General features: G+C 35.4%; 15 protein-coding genes. 8 read left to right on the forward strand and 7 right to left on the reverse strand.

Features of this window, described 5'->3' with window-relative positions:
• Position 1: 1 nt before the first annotated feature.
• The 4 genes from A1704_RS19385 to A1704_RS19400 all read left to right on the forward strand — a co-directional run bounded on the left by A1704_RS19385 (position 2) and on the right by A1704_RS19400 (position 5,724).
• Positions 2-1,288, forward strand: coding sequence for a DUF4252 domain-containing protein (locus A1704_RS19385; protein ID WP_062675911.1), 1,287 nt, complete (start codon positions 2-4; stop codon positions 1,286-1,288).
• Positions 1,289-1,301: 13 nt separating this feature from the next.
• Positions 1,302-1,805: a DUF4252 domain-containing protein gene (locus A1704_RS19390; protein ID WP_062675691.1), complete on the forward strand. Its 504-nt coding sequence runs from the start codon at positions 1,302-1,304 to the stop codon at positions 1,803-1,805.
• Between the two features lie 241 nt (positions 1,806-2,046).
• A complete protein-coding gene (guaB, locus tag A1704_RS19395) occupies positions 2,047-3,507 on the forward strand; it encodes an IMP dehydrogenase (protein WP_062675692.1) in 1,461 nt (486 codons plus the stop codon).
• 348 nt (positions 3,508-3,855) lie between these two features.
• Positions 3,856-5,724, forward strand: a complete 1,869-nt coding sequence (locus A1704_RS19400; protein WP_062675693.1) for a GEVED domain-containing protein — start codon at positions 3,856-3,858, stop codon at positions 5,722-5,724.
• A gap of 54 nt (positions 5,725-5,778) precedes the next feature.
• Here the strand turns inward: A1704_RS19400 and A1704_RS19405 are convergent, their stop codons facing one another.
• The 5 genes from A1704_RS19405 to ruvC all read right to left on the reverse strand — a co-directional run bounded on the left by A1704_RS19405 (position 5,779) and on the right by ruvC (position 9,311).
• Positions 5,779-5,976: a KTSC domain-containing protein gene (locus tag A1704_RS19405; protein WP_062675694.1), complete on the reverse strand. Its 198-nt coding sequence runs from the start codon at positions 5,974-5,976 to the stop codon at positions 5,779-5,781.
• Positions 5,977-6,072: 96 nt separating this feature from the next.
• Entirely contained in the window at positions 6,073-6,756 is a 684-nt protein-coding gene (locus A1704_RS19410) for a T9SS type A sorting domain-containing protein (RefSeq protein ID WP_062675695.1), read from the reverse strand.
• A 5-nt stretch (positions 6,757-6,761) separates the two neighbouring features.
• Positions 6,762-7,355 (reverse strand): phage tail protein, encoded by a 594-nt coding sequence (locus A1704_RS19415; protein ID WP_062675696.1) that lies wholly within the window; start codon positions 7,353-7,355, stop codon positions 6,762-6,764.
• A gap of 175 nt (positions 7,356-7,530) precedes the next feature.
• On the reverse strand, positions 7,531-8,601 hold the full coding sequence (locus tag A1704_RS19420) for a DUF4407 domain-containing protein (RefSeq protein WP_062675697.1): 1,071 nt from the start codon (positions 8,599-8,601) through the stop codon (positions 7,531-7,533).
• Between the two features lie 155 nt (positions 8,602-8,756).
• Complete coding sequence (ruvC, locus tag A1704_RS19425; protein WP_034692903.1) at positions 8,757-9,311, reverse strand: crossover junction endodeoxyribonuclease RuvC; 555 nt, start codon at positions 9,309-9,311, stop codon at positions 8,757-8,759.
• A 100-nt stretch (positions 9,312-9,411) separates the two neighbouring features.
• On the opposite strand from ruvC, the gene A1704_RS19430 reads away from it, so the two are divergent.
• Together A1704_RS19430 and A1704_RS19435 are read left to right on the forward strand one after the other, a co-directional pair.
• Entirely contained in the window at positions 9,412-9,897 is a 486-nt protein-coding gene (locus tag A1704_RS19430) for a hypothetical protein (protein WP_131797546.1), read from the forward strand.
• Between the two features lie 2 nt (positions 9,898-9,899).
• The gene (locus A1704_RS19435) at positions 9,900-11,258 is read left to right on the forward strand and encodes a T9SS type A sorting domain-containing protein (RefSeq protein WP_062675699.1); all 1,359 of its coding nucleotides are present in this window, start codon (positions 9,900-9,902) and stop codon (positions 11,256-11,258) included.
• A 30-nt stretch (positions 11,259-11,288) separates the two neighbouring features.
• On the opposite strand, the gene A1704_RS19440 is transcribed toward A1704_RS19435, so the two are convergent.
• Complete coding sequence (locus A1704_RS19440; protein ID WP_062675700.1) at positions 11,289-11,813, reverse strand: 2'-5' RNA ligase family protein; 525 nt, start codon at positions 11,811-11,813, stop codon at positions 11,289-11,291.
• A gap of 81 nt (positions 11,814-11,894) precedes the next feature.
• Between A1704_RS19440 and A1704_RS19445 the strand changes: the two genes are divergently transcribed.
• Both A1704_RS19445 and A1704_RS19450 read left to right on the forward strand, forming a co-directional pair.
• Positions 11,895-12,218 (forward strand): PadR family transcriptional regulator, encoded by a 324-nt coding sequence (locus tag A1704_RS19445; RefSeq protein ID WP_062675701.1) that lies wholly within the window; start codon positions 11,895-11,897, stop codon positions 12,216-12,218.
• The gene (locus A1704_RS19450; protein ID WP_123279029.1) at positions 12,215-12,934 is read left to right on the forward strand and encodes a hypothetical protein; all 720 of its coding nucleotides are present in this window, start codon (positions 12,215-12,217) and stop codon (positions 12,932-12,934) included. The genes A1704_RS19445 and A1704_RS19450 overlap by 4 nt, the downstream gene beginning before the upstream one ends.
• A 17-nt stretch (positions 12,935-12,951) precedes the next feature.
• Here the strand turns inward: A1704_RS19450 and A1704_RS19455 are convergent, their stop codons facing one another.
• Entirely contained in the window at positions 12,952-14,064 is a 1,113-nt protein-coding gene (locus A1704_RS19455) for a serine hydrolase domain-containing protein (RefSeq protein ID WP_062675703.1), read from the reverse strand.
• Between the last annotated feature and the right edge of the window lie 151 nt (positions 14,065-14,215).

Here is a 14,215-nt window from a genome sequence, read left to right on the forward strand (position 1 = left end):
CATGAAAAAAATATTTTTTATAATAGCCATAATGCTAAGCAGTTTTGCAACATCTTCTGCACAGACTGACAAACTGAACAAGCTTTTTCAGGATTTTGAAAAAAATGGAGGAGTAACATCTATCAATATCAAGAAGCCAATGTTCAAACTACTGAATACCATTGATGTTAATGATGCTTATGTAGGAAAGATAAAACCAATTTTGAACGAAGTAGAAGGGTTGAAAATCCTGATCATTCCCAAAATAACATTCCCGGATCGTTTAAAGGATGAAAATCTCGCGAATATAAGAATGAACGAAGAAAAGACGGATCGGGTGAATAAAGCTCTACGATCTCTTAATTTCAATGAACTGATGTCCATGAGCAGTGATGGTACTTCCATGAAGTTCCTGGCCGAAGAAGAAAAAGATAATTATCTGGAAAATCTTGTGTTCAATGTAGATTCCAAAGAAGAGAATATTATTTTTATTCTTAATGGAAAAATGAAACTGTCAGATGTGAACAAAATCATTAATTCCGGCGAAACAATTACTTCTTCTGTGACAAGTACCATGAAAAGCAGCCTTACTTCAGAGAATACATCTTCTTACCTGAATGGAGATAGCAGAAATGTAGGTGAGTTTTCAAAAATAGATGCCAGCGTGGGAGTAAATGTTACCTTCAAGCAGGAAAATAACAGAAGTGTAAAAGTGATTGCCGATGCAGATAAACTTCAATATGTCATCACTAAAGTGGAAAACGGAGTGCTGAAAATATATGTGGATAATAAAGGCGTTCGAAATCTTAGATTTAAAAATCTTAATGTGAACGTTTCGGCTCCTAATCTTCACGGTATAAAAACTTCATCGGGAAGTATTTTTACAGCTGTAGATACTGTTAATGAGAATAGCATGGAGATCGATGCAGAATCAGGCTCTATTATTAAAGGAGCTTTCAATGTAAAACAAGCTGCCGCTGTTACAGTGAGCTCTGGTGCTGTTGTGAATGCTGAACTTGTCACAGAGAAGCTGGCTTTGGATACCTCAAGCGGAGCAAGTGTAAACTTATCCGGAGAAGCTGTTTCTGCAGTAATAGAAACGAGTAGCGGTGCTTCGTGTAAAGCCGATGACCTTAAGATTACCACAGCAGTTGCAGAATCTACTTCAGGAGCAAGTCTTTCCTTACTTGTTACAGACAAATTAAAAGTAAGTGTTTCTTCAGGAGCTGATGTAAAACTGAAAGGAAATCCTGAGCTAGATGCCAAAGTGGACAAAATTTCGGGAGGAAGCCTCAGACAAATCAAATAAAAAAAACTAACCTATGAAGACTCTTAAAAACATTTTTCTCGTGATTCTGACAATTGGGCTGATGCAGTCATGTATTGTCTCAGAAAAGCCGAATATAGATTTTTTTCAGAATTCAAAATATGATTTCAAGGGCGCACAGTTTGCAAGTATTAATGTGCCCATGGTTTTAGCTAAATCTTATATTAAGAAAGCCCTTAGAGAAGAAGGAGAAGGTGAAGAGACCATAGATATGGTTAAGAAAGCCTCTAAAATAAAAGTCCTTACTGTAACCAATGGGAGTAAGGAAATGCTAAATGACTATGCTCAGTTTTTGAATAACAATCATTATGAAGAGTGGGCTAGCATAAAACATGATGGAGAAGATATCAACATTAGAGTAAAACAGGACGGAGAGATCATTAAAAATATGCTGATCACTGTAGGTTCCAGCAAGAATGAAATGGTTTTTGTAGATGTAAAAGGAAGTTTTACGGCTAATGATATTTCAAAAATGATTAATTCTGTTTCTGATAAATAATCATATCACCTCAAGAATTCAACCTGGATGAAAATGGAAACCTTATGAAACAGACCTTCAATGTTCATATTTAACATATAAATAAAGTAGTTTCAAACTTATTCAATTATTTTGTACAGTAACCGTTCTGATAAAAGGACGGTTTTTTGATTTAAGTTATTGATTATTAATTTTTATTTAAACTATCAAAAAGGATTTTCATATCTCACTAAAATAACCTAATTTTGCAAAGAAAGTAAAGATGTCTATTCATAACAAAATTGTAGAGACAGCCATCACTTTCGATGACGTTCTTCTAGTCCCTTCTTATTCAGAAGTTTTACCTAACCAGGTTTCATTAAAATCAAGACTTACCGACAAAATCACGCTGAATGTTCCGATAGTTTCCGCTGCGATGGACACTGTTACTGAAGCTGATCTGGCCATTGCTTTAGCAAGAGTCGGAGGGTTAGGATTTATCCACAAAAACATGACAATCGCTGAGCAGGCAGCTCAGGTAAACCGTGTAAAACGTTCCGAAAACGGAATGATCTCTGATCCGGTTACTTTATCTAAAGATCATACTTTAGGTGAAGCTAAAGATCTTATGTCAAGATATAAGATTTCCGGTCTTCCGGTTGTAGATCCCGATAATGTCCTGATCGGAATTATTACCAACAGAGATGTAAAATATCAGGAAAATCTTGATATGAAAGTAGAAGAGATCATGACCAAAGAAAATCTGATCACTTCAGACAAAAATACCAATCTTGAAAAGGCAAAAGAAATCCTTCTTAAGAACAGAGTTGAAAAACTTCCTATCGTAGATAAAGATAACAAACTTGTAGGTTTAATTACTATCAAGGATATCGATAATCAGTTGGAGTACCCTAATGCCAATAAAGATGAAAATGGTCGTCTTATCGTAGGAGCGGGAGTAGGAGTAGGAGAAGATACATTAATGAGAATTGAGGCTTTAGTACAGGCAGGAGTTGATATTGTAGCAATTGATTCTGCACATGGTCATTCAAAAGGAGTTTTAGATAAAATTTCAGAGATCAGAAAAGCATATCCTAACCTTGATATTGTAGGAGGAAATATTGTGACAGCAGATGCCGCAAAAGATCTTATTGCAGCAGGAGCAAACGTATTGAAAGTAGGAGTAGGCCCAGGATCTATCTGTACAACCAGAGTAGTGGCCGGAGTTGGAGTTCCTCAGTTATCTGCTATCTATAACGTTTATGAATATGCTAAATCTCAAAATGTAGCAGTAATTGGCGACGGAGGTATCAAGCTTTCCGGAGATATTGTAAAAGCTATCGCTAGCGGTGCAGGTGCTGTAATGTTAGGTTCACTTTTAGCAGGTACAGATGAGGCTCCGGGAGAAGAAATTATCTTCCAGGGAAGAAAATTCAAATCTTACCAGGGAATGGGAAGTCTTTCAGCAATGAAGAGAGGTGGTAAAGAAAGATATTTCCAAAGTGAAGCTAAAAAATTCGTTCCGGAAGGAATTGAAGGAAGAGTTCCGCATAAAGGAAAATTGGAGGATGTTATTTTCCAGTTGACAGGAGGTTTAAGAGCCGGAATGGGATACTGTGGTGCAAAAGATATTGAGACCCTTCAAAGGGACTCAAAACTGGTTATGATTACCGGAAGCGGACTGAAAGAATCTCACCCGCATGATGTCATTATCACACAGGAAGCTCCGAATTATTCTTTATAAAATTATAATTGAATTTAAATATGAAAAACCGCACAATTTGTGCGGTTTTTTTATTTTATGATTCTGTTTTAATGATTTGGTTGATAGGGTGTTGATTTTAAAATGTCTATTTTTTAAATTATCAATTTGTTTTTATTTTTCTGTGTTTTTTAATTATAATATAAATAAAATTAGCTCTGTTGGGTTTTGTGTTAATTTTATTTTTTAATTTAAATGTAACAATAGTTAAGTTTTTTCTACTAACTATAATAAAATTTTAAATTTATTGCTTGTTTTGGTTGTGAATATCACGATTCAGGATGTGTAGGCAGTAAATTTGCAAATTGTTTAATTTTTTAAATTAGTGAAATGAAGAAAACTATCCTTTGTGGGGCTTTGTTACTATCCCTTTCAGTATCTGCACAACAAAAAAAAGATTGGTGTGACTTTGATAATGAACAGAGAGTACATCAAAAACAGAATGCGGAAATTGATGAGATGATTCGTAATATCCGTAACAAAATTATTAGCGGTAATCAGAATACTACAGCTAAAAACGGAAGTGCATACAAAATTGTAAATGGAGTTTACGAAATTCCTGTAGTAGTACACGTAATAGCACCTACTGGTGCTGCTATTGGTTCAGCTTATAATAAGAGTGATGCACAAATTCAGGCTTGGTTGGATCATTGTAATCAAATGTATGCAGGTACTTATCAATGGGCGCAGGGAGTTCCTGCAGATTTTGGTAATGCTGCTACGATGCCGATTAAATTGGTGTTGGCTAAAAGAGACCCTAGCTGTAATGCTACTACGGGGATTATTCGATATAATGGAGGAGTCCTTACTGGATATGATACTTATGGAGTAAAGCGTAACGGAGCCAATGGAGTTACAACAGCACAGGTAAAAACAATTGCTCCTCATTGGCCGGAAGCATCTTACTTCAATATTTATATTATGAATAAAGTAGATGGCGGTGGTACTTATGGTATTATGGGATGGGCAGGATTACCTCAAAATCCTGATTCTTCTTATGAATCCTTTATGAAATCTTTTGTAGTTACACTACAGGATGATATTACTCTGGCACACGAATTTGGACATAGTATGGGATTACTTCATACTTTTGGAAATGTAAACCCGGATGCACCACAAGGAGATACAACTACTAATTTCTGTCCACCAACTACTGGTAACTGTGAGAATGATGATGATCAGGTTTGTGATACAGAAAGATCAAGAAGCTTGCTGAATGATTTTCCGGCACCTACCAATAATGATATGAATTATTGTTCAGGGGTGAACTATCAGGGAGTACAGTATAATATGATGAACTATACAAACCCAACAGCATTTAAGTTTACCAATGGGCAACATGATAGAGCAGCTCTTTATTTCTTCCTGATGAAAGGAGGGCTAAGTACTTCATTAGGAGCAACAGCTCCTTCTGCAGGAGCGGCTATTGGAACTCCTATTGCAGCTGCATGTAATCCAACAGGTATTACAACACCAAGTAATTATTTTGTAGGACCAACTTTAGTAAAACTGGGAAATATCAATAATGCATCAACAGGATATTGGCAGAGTGCTGCTAATTTCTATGAAGATTATACAGGAGCTAGCTGCTTAAGAGCAACATCAACTGAGCTTTCTGCTACTGGAACTCATAATCTTCAGGTGAATGTATCAGATTCATATAATGATGTAAGAGTATGGATTGATTATAATAATAACGGAACATTTGAAGCTTCTGAACTTGTAGGTTCGGCTGATAATATTATTGCAGATCCTGTTACTTTAATTGGTACTTACAGTACTACGATTACAGCTCCGGCTTCAGTAGTATTGAATACTCCTCTAAGAATGAGAGTCCTTGTAGATGATGAGAATGCTAACATGGCTCCTTGTGGACAATTAAAATACGGACAGGTTGAAGATTATACAGTAAAATTTGTTACCAACCTAGGAACAAGTGAAGTGAAAGCTGATAATGGTGATTTAACAGTTTATCCAAACCCGGTAGCAACCGGAGATAAGATCTTCATTAAAGCTAAAAATGGTAAGAATCTGAAAGTTTCTATTTCTGATATGTCGGGAAGACTGGTATCAAGTCCATCTGTATCTGAAGAAGGAAATGGTGTTTTCAAAGTAGACCAGCAATTAGAAAAAGGAGTTTACATGATTCAGGTTTCTAATGGAAAAGACAGTAAGTCTTCAAAGTTGATTATCAAATAAAATGATTATCATTTAAAATATATATAAATGTCTCCATTGTAATGGAGACATTTTTTATTCAATTTTTATATACTTAAATTTGGGCTTAATAACTTTGTTAAGAAATTGTCCCTTAGATTTTGCCTTTGCAAACTTTTCTATAATAGTAGAAGGTACTTTAAAATAGTCATAAACAGCCCCCGACTGATATATAATTCTCAATATTTCAGTTTCTTGGAAATAAATGAAATGATTTACAACACTTGAAGGCATACTGTATTTTATGCAAAAAACATTCCTTATCTTAAAATAAAAAGCTTCCGGAGATCCCGAAAGCTTTAATAATTGATTATTTAAAAAAACAGTACCTTATTTTTTTACAAATTTAAATTGATGCGTCTGAAAATTTCGGGTATTTATTTTCAGTACATATCCTCCGGGAGCGAGTTGTGAAACATCAATCTTAGAATCAAACATTTCAGACTTTACTAGACGTCCGTCAATAGTGTAAATCTGGATTGACGTTCCGTCGTCGATACCTCTAATACTGATGAGATCAGTCACAGGATTAGGGAAGATCTGAATTTTATTTTTAGTAAGTTCCGAAGTTCCTAATGTTGTGGTTTGCACATCACCGGTCATGGTAGAATTTCCTGCAGTAAGATTTCCATTGCAAAGCCCGGTTGTAAATGCCGTATTTTCAACCCAGGTTCCAATGTTGTTACCAGGAGGAAAAGAGACTGAATTATTTCCCGTTGAATTGTAATAAATAAGTTTAGGATTTGTAAATGTACCATATCCCTCATCAGCAAGAAATTCCCATCTTGTAAGAGTGTTGTTCCATTGTATTTTAAATTCGCAGGTTCCCAGGCCGCTGCATGGCTCTCCGTCAACAGGAGTCGTTACATAGATGCTTTTGTTATTGGTGTCAACCCCGGTTTTATTAAAAATAAAAGTTTGATCATCAAACAGATTAATGCATCCTTTAAAAGTTATAGTCTGCGCAAAAGCTGTGCTTCCTGCTATCAGGCATAATAAATAAAGAATTTTCATAGTTATTAATTTTGTGATGGGAAAACTCCAGCTAATGCAATAATACATTTCAAGGTAATAAATGGAGGTCTGTTTTCATGAGGTTGGCTTCCTCCTGTATTTCCTACCATTGTGTTTTTCATTACAGTGTTAGCAGCTGTATCGGAATATTCTTTATCGAGTCCTTTTGTGTCAGCAGGTAAATTATTTGTTGGAGTACTTTGGTTTCCTTCTGCCGTTACGGCATTTACAGTATGATTGTGAGCTGGCATTTGTGTTATCAATAGTGTTACACTTTCAGCTCCTCCGGTTTCTCCCATGGTGTATGTGGTAGGACTTCCCGGAGCTTGTCCGTTATGAACAAGTACCCTTCCTCTCATATCTGGTAAGGCAAATGTGGTTGTCCCATTTCCTCCATAAGTGGTTCCTAACAATGAAAAAAGTGCTTGATTTTGAGCGATGGGCAGAAGCTGCCCATTACATTCTGCCCAGTATTTTGGAGCAAAATTATAAGGTACAAAGGCTATTTGCCCTAAAAATGGTTCTGATGCCTGTGCTTTTAGAGCAGGAGCAAATGCACTGCCTATCAGCAGTGTACATGCAAAAATTAAGTTTTTCATGATAGCAAGAATTTTAAGTAATATAAAATTAAAAAAATATTTTACATAAAACACTTAATTAAAAGAAAAACCTTTCGTTATATAACAAAAGGTTAGATTTTATTTATTGAAAAATAGTTTATTATAGATTTTTTCTCTAATGTTTAAGATTGGATGATGGGAATAAGTTATCATTTTAATTTTTCAGATTATCCTTAAAATCATCAATTCTGAAATCAGTCAGAGCATTTCCTTTTTCAATTTTCTCTTTAGAATACAACCTGAAATCATTTTCTGTTTTTTCTAAAAGATAATCATAGGGCCCTACGTGAGAGATTAATTTTACCAGAACCGGAGAAATCTCAAGACAGATAAACAATCCCATGATAAAAGCGGCTGCAAGTCCAATGATCGCAGAATTTTTACCAAGCTCATCCAATGCCTGAAGTCTTGCTGCAAAACCATTGAATTTATCTTCAAAAGTTTCTGTAGATTTTCTTTCTGTTTCCAGATTAGTGTATACCTTGGAAATTTCTTTATCCAGATATTCCAGTCTGGGAGCAGCCTGTTTCTGATAGTTTTCAAGGTCCAATCGACGTTGCTCCTTTAATTGTTGCTTACGTTTGGCATTGGGGCCGTAACCTTCTTTTCCACTGGTTAATCCCGATTGTTTACCCAGGATTTCCTTCTCAAGCTCTACAGAAGCAGAGTCATATGACTGCTGATACTGAGCAATTTTTCCTGAAATTTGTTGCTTTTCTGTTTCAAAAGGACCGCTTTGTTGAAGAATCCTACCATTCATTTCACCCTGTAACTGCTTTTTATTTCTTTGAATAATGGTATTCAACTGTTTGTTCACCTCCTTTTCAAAAATTTTAAGTTCTAAAGGTTTAGAAATGATAATTCCCAGAAAGGTTGCAAGAATGAGACGTGGGATAGACATCAGAATCTGATTCCACCATGTTCCTGTTTTTTTGATGGAAGAAACAATATAACGGTCAAGATTGAAAATCATTAATCCCCACAGAATTCCAAATCCTATAGAAGCCCAAAGATTATCAAAAACCGTATACATAGCATAGCCTGCAGATAAAGTGGCGAATACTGCAGTGAAAAGGACAATACCTCCGATGCCGGAAAACTTATTCCATTCACTCGGAGTCTTTCTTAAAATATGGATGTTCCCGCCTGAACATACCATCAGAAACTTTTGGAACCAGTTTATTTTATGAGTCCCTTGATTTATAGTTTGTTGGTTTGTTTTCATAACTGAAAATTTATACAAAGGTAGTACTAAAAATCATACCAATGTAAAAGATAGTATTATGTTTTACCAAGTAATTGTGTGTGTTTATATAAAATTCTGTTTTTGAGGATGTTAATTTTTTTAATTTTGAAAATTTGCAAAATGAAGATGGAAAACTATTTCAATCTATCAGGATTTTGCTTTAAGAAACTCTCCCATCCGGAATATGATTTGGTATCTGCTATCGTTCCGGAATTAAAATGATGACATACTGCTACAGCAAGACCATCGGAAGCATCTAAATATTTTGTAGGAAATTCTTTTAATTTAAGAAGGTTTTGAAGCATACCTGCTACCTGTTCCTTACTGGCGTTACCATTTCCGGTGATAGCCATTTTGATTTTTTTTGGAGAATATTCTGTAATAGGGATGTTTCTGTAAAGACTGGCAGCCATGGCAACACCCTGAGCACGTCCAAGCTTCAGCATACTCTGTACATTTTTTCCATAGAAGGGTGCTTCAAGAGCGACTTCATCAGGATGAAACTCGTCAATAAGAGACAGGGTTCTTTCAAAAATGTACTTAAGCTTGGTTTCGTGATTGGGATATTTTTTTAAGATCAGTTCATGAATAGAGACCATCTCCATTTTTCCTTTTTTTACGGAGATAATACCAAATCCCATTACCGTTGTTCCCGGGTCAATTCCTAAAATTATTTTCTCTGAAATCATTGCGTCAAAGATATGACTTTCTATGTTTTAAGTGTAAAAAAGTATTGATAATGATTTCCGTTTTTATTTAAAACTTTAGTAACTTTAAATAAAAATGATTATGAAAAATGTATTTAATGTACTTATTGTTCCTGCTTTTTTGTTATGCAGCTTTCAGAAGGAAAGTAGTTTAATTCAAAGTAAGGATTCAGAAATCGTTACAACAAAGAGCGACCGGATTATTTATCTGTTTTTCAAGGCGGATAAAGATTACTCAGGAAATACAAAAATTACACTTCAGAGTACTAAAATTGCAGACGGCAGACTAAAACATGTACCCTCTTTTGATAGAGATGATGTTCGTAAGGGTGATCTTGTGATCATATTAATAGGGTTTGATGGAAAAGAAGTAGTTAAACAGCTTGTGAAAGATCCTTTTAATCCTGAACTGGAGGTATATGAAAAAGAAGGAATTTCCAGACATAAAGCTTCCCTTCAAAATACGGAATTCAGTGCCCGGTTTTCTTATTCTGAAAACGTAAAGTCAGTAAAGATTGAAAAAGCAACTGATGATGGAATACAAGTATTATTCACACAAAAACTATAATTATGAAAAAAACTTTATTATCCCTTTTAATCGGAAGCAGTTGTTTTGCACAGTCATTCGAGACTGTTCCTCTTTTACAGAATGGAGACAACAGTAAACGAGTTGTGATTGCCGTGTTAGGAGACGGATTTACCTCTGCACAGCAAGCTGCCTTTACAACATCTGCTCAGAATACAGTCAATTATCTTTTTACAAAAAGTCCGTATACGGAATATAAAAATTACTTTAATGCCTATGCCGTAAAAGTAATTTCTACCGAATCCGGAGTAAAGCATCCCGGAACGGCAACAGACGTTACCGAGCCCGTAATTCCTGTAACCAATCCCAATAACTATCTTGGGTCTACTTTCGATGTAGGAGTTCACCGTTGCATCTACAGTAATACGACCAATAAAGTAGGGCAGGTTCTGGCAGCCAACATTCCTGATTATGATATTACTTATGTTTTGGGTAACTCTACAGAATATGGAGGTTGTGGAGGAACTTATGCTTTTGCTTCACTCAATGGTTCTTCCAATGAAATTGTGGTACATGAGCTGGGGCATTCTTTTGGTAAATTAGCCGATGAATATTGGTTTTCAGGTTCACTGGAATCTCCCAATAAAACTCAGAATTCTAACCCGGCAACGATAAAATGGAAAAACTGGGTAGGATTGAATGGAGTAGGAGTTTATGCCCATGCTGAGAGTCCCACCTGGTTCAGACCGCATCAGAGTTGCGAAATGAGATATCTTAATCAACAGTTCTGCTCCGTATGTAAAGAGGCAATTATTGAAAAAATTCATAGTCTGGTTTCTCCTGTAGATTCCTATACCCCGGCAAATAATACCACTGTGGATGCTACATCCAATGTTACTTTCACTGTCAATGAAATCCTACCCATCCCGAATACGCTGGTTAATTCCTGGAGTTTAAACGGAACGGCTCTTGGGGAAACAGGAAGTAGCATTATGATAACTCCGGGACAACTTAGCAATGGAAGTAATACCCTGACTCTTTCGGTAGTGGATAACAATCCGCTTTTGAAAGTTGACAATCACAGTACACTTCATGTAACCAATGTTTCCTGGACTTTGAGCAAGACTACGCTTAAAATTTCAGAGATAAAAGCTGAAGAAAGGCGTTTTAGTATTTATCCTAACCCAACAGATGGAGAATTTTTCATTAAAGGCAAGCAGGTCTTTTCAAAAGAGTTGAAAGTAGAAGTTTATGATGCTTCAGGAAAGCTCATTCCATCAAGATTTGAACTGAATGATTCTGCTATAAAGGTTGATATTAAAAACTATCCCGCAGGTACTTATCTGTTGAATGTAAAAGAAAATAAAAACCTGATTATTTCTCAGAAGATCATCAAAGAATAAATGAAACGAAACCGGCTCCAGTAGCCGGTTTTATTTTTCCAGTTTTTTCTCTGCTACAGGTACCCATTGTCCATCGTGGCGAAGTAGGAGAATTTTATCAACTATAAATTTAGTTTTATACTCCTTGGTTTCATATTTTTCCCATGCTCTAAGATAATTTTCCCAAGTCAGATCTCCGAATCCCACAGTCATATGCGGGTGAAAAGAATATTGAGCAAAATTAAAATGCTCCTTTACCCTGTGGTAAAGCTCTGTTAATTGAATATTTTCTTTTGGCTGAATATAGAGTACAGGATTTTTAGGGTTGGGAAAGCTTCCAAAGCCATCCAGTTCTACTTCAAAAGGTGTAATTTCTGTATTGATTTTCTGAAAAGCAATGTAAATATCTTCTTCCAGTTCAATTTCTCTCGAAAAGGGAGGAAAGAGTGTAATATGTGCTTCGTTTTTCAAAGCCTTGGAATTGGCATAATTTGTTGCCAGATCCTGTTTAAAAACTTTTATTTCTTCAATAATTTCCTGAGGAGGGTAAATGGCTATGAAGTACATTTTTTTCATATGACAAATTAAAAGTTTTTAAATTATATTTTAATACATAAGAAAATTATGCATAAGTTTGTAAGGTATTTAAACCATTCTATGAAAAAAAATAGTCTCTATAAGGGTACTTTACAGAATATTATTTTAAAGCTCCTTTCGAAAGAAGTGAAGATGTATGGTTATCAGATTACCCAAAGAGCTAAAGAACTTACTTTGGGTGAACTTGAAATGACAGAAGGTGCGCTCTATCCATTGCTGCATAAATTAGAAAGCGATGGAATGATTACTTCCGAAATTCAAAAGATTAATGGGAGAGACCGGAAATATTACCTGTTGACTGACAAGGGAAAAAAACAACAGGCAGAACAGGAAACTGAGATGAAAAGTTATTTACTCAACCTACAGACAATATTTAACATATGATGACTGAAGCACAGGAAAATAAAATTACAGATTATCTGGTGGCCCAAGAGTTGTCTCTGGATATTCTGGTAGAAATCAGAGATCATATGATCAGTCAGATTTTGGATATTCAAAGCAATGAGAATATCAATTTTGAGGAAGCTTTCTTGAAGGTAAAAGAATCATGGAGCAATGAGTTTAAAATGGTTAATTATTTTTTATTTTATCCTACAAAAATTCCTTTGATTGCCAAAAGAATTATCCGGGAGAAATACAAAGGGATTTTCAAAAAATCATTGATGGTAGCTGCTCTGGCATTTGCTGTTAATCTGTTACTAATTTTTATGGCAGGAAATCAGGAAGAATATAAACTGTTTTTCCGACTTCTTAATGGTTCATTTGTAGTGACAACAATATTGATATGGATTTTTAATCACAAAATCTGGAAGTATATAAAAGCAGACTTTAAGTACAAAGGAAAATGTCTCTATACAATGTATCAGCAGAATCTTGGATTAATGGTTGTGTGTGCCAGCTCCATGACGCAGGTGGCCATAAGGAACGGGCACTATGCCTACCAGTTTTTCAGAGAACAGAATTATGCAGATGTTGCCGGGGTTCTGGTAACCTTAATTCTTCCTTTTGTATTACAGGCAGCTCTTGCTTTTGCGGTATTCAATTTTCTTGAGCATAAAAAGAATTTAGTCAAGATGCAGGAGTTCCTGAAGTTCGTGTAAACAAATGGGTGCTAAAACTAATGTTTTGATCGAAGTTGGTTCAGTGTATTCTCAAGATGATCAGTGATCTTTTTCACTTCAATATGAGGTCTGAAGATCACTCCTTTTCCTCTTTCTTCATCGGCAATATTAGAGAGAATAATCACAGACGTTTTGGTATCCGGATAATAGATGTTTAAGGAAGGAGAACCTTTTATATAGCCGCTGTGGAAATAAGAATTGGGTTGACCGATATTAAGCATAATTCCATAGGCGTAACCCATTTTTCCAAAAATAGCATGATGTCTTTCTGAACTTTTTGCCATAAAGAGTTTAAGGGTTTCCGGTTTTAAAATTTTTCCACCATAGAGAGCATTATTCCATGAATGAAGATCCTGAATCGTAGATAGTATTCCTCCAGCGGGTATCCCGATTTCTGATCCGCCTAATCTTTTCGGCATATTGGGAACTTCTGAGAATTTGGCAGGTGTCCCGACATACGCACTGGCAAAATTATTTCCTTTGAAAGTATTTCCTGTTGAAGAATGGGACATTCCTGCTTTTTTGAATAGTTCCGATACATTCTCATCATATGATTTTCCAGAAACTTTTTCCACAATCTTTCCAAGAGTATTGAATCCATCATTGGAATAAAAGAAATCTGATCCACTTTTGAACATCAGTTTTCCACCCATCAGATTCAAACCGGAAGTATGATTTAATAGCTGATGAATTGTGATGTTTTCATATTCTTTGATTTGAAATTCTTTCAGGTATTTTGACGCTTTATCTGTCACATTCAGTTTTCCCTGTTCCATCTGGAGCAGAATCAGAACAGCAGTGAACTGTTTGCTCACAGATCCGATTGCAAAAATAGTATTGCTGTCAATTTTAGTTTTTCTTTTAAAATCTGAATAACCGTTTTCCCTTCTGTAAAGAGGTATAGAATCTTTAAAAACAGCTATGCTTCCATTGAAATGATATTTCTTGAAAGTGGAATCAATCTGTTGCTCTAAAAGGGTTTTCTGAAAAGCAGCAATGGTAGAATCAATGATTGCTTTTTTATCAACCGGGGCAATTTTTGGAACCTCAGTTGTGGTACAGGAAGATAAAAAACAGAAAAAGGACAGGAATAATAAATTTTTGATCACAGGTGTTGTATTTTTTAAATGATGATTGATATTCTTAAAGATACTAAAATATCCTGAAGAGCATTAAGGGAAGCAAATTGCGTGCTAGGATGAGGTTCCGGAGCAATTTAGTGCTAATTGAATTAATATTTGTGGACAATTTTAGTCCTAA

Origin of the sequence: Chryseobacterium cucumeris (genome assembly GCF_001593385.1) — a bacterium.
In the GTDB taxonomy this organism is placed as follows: domain Bacteria; phylum Bacteroidota; class Bacteroidia; order Flavobacteriales; family Weeksellaceae; genus Chryseobacterium; species Chryseobacterium cucumeris.

Excerpts from the sequence above, each read along its gene's own strand:
- A1704_RS19385 (WP_062675911.1), top strand. The coding sequence starts at position 2 with ATGAAAAAAATATTTTTTATAATAGCCATAATGCTAAGCAGTTTTGCA.
- A1704_RS19390 (WP_062675691.1), top strand. The coding sequence starts at position 1,302 with ATGAAGACTCTTAAAAACATTTTTCTCGTGATTCTGACAATTGGGCTG.
- guaB (WP_062675692.1), top strand. The coding sequence starts at position 2,047 with ATGTCTATTCATAACAAAATTGTAGAGACAGCCATCACTTTCGATGAC.
- A1704_RS19400 (WP_062675693.1), top strand. The coding sequence starts at position 3,856 with ATGAAGAAAACTATCCTTTGTGGGGCTTTGTTACTATCCCTTTCAGTA.
- A1704_RS19405 (WP_062675694.1), bottom strand. The coding sequence starts at position 5,976 with ATGCCTTCAAGTGTTGTAAATCATTTCATTTATTTCCAAGAAACTGAA.
- A1704_RS19410 (WP_062675695.1), bottom strand. The coding sequence starts at position 6,756 with ATGAAAATTCTTTATTTATTATGCCTGATAGCAGGAAGCACAGCTTTT.
- A1704_RS19415 (WP_062675696.1), bottom strand. The coding sequence starts at position 7,355 with ATGAAAAACTTAATTTTTGCATGTACACTGCTGATAGGCAGTGCATTT.
- A1704_RS19420 (WP_062675697.1), bottom strand. The coding sequence starts at position 8,601 with ATGAAAACAAACCAACAAACTATAAATCAAGGGACTCATAAAATAAAC.
- ruvC (WP_034692903.1), bottom strand. The coding sequence starts at position 9,311 with ATGATTTCAGAGAAAATAATTTTAGGAATTGACCCGGGAACAACGGTA.
- A1704_RS19430 (WP_131797546.1), top strand. The coding sequence starts at position 9,412 with ATGAAAAATGTATTTAATGTACTTATTGTTCCTGCTTTTTTGTTATGC.
- A1704_RS19435 (WP_062675699.1), top strand. The coding sequence starts at position 9,900 with ATGAAAAAAACTTTATTATCCCTTTTAATCGGAAGCAGTTGTTTTGCA.
- A1704_RS19440 (WP_062675700.1), bottom strand. The coding sequence starts at position 11,813 with ATGAAAAAAATGTACTTCATAGCCATTTACCCTCCTCAGGAAATTATT.
- A1704_RS19445 (WP_062675701.1), top strand. The coding sequence starts at position 11,895 with ATGAAAAAAAATAGTCTCTATAAGGGTACTTTACAGAATATTATTTTA.
- A1704_RS19450 (WP_123279029.1), top strand. The coding sequence starts at position 12,215 with ATGATGACTGAAGCACAGGAAAATAAAATTACAGATTATCTGGTGGCC.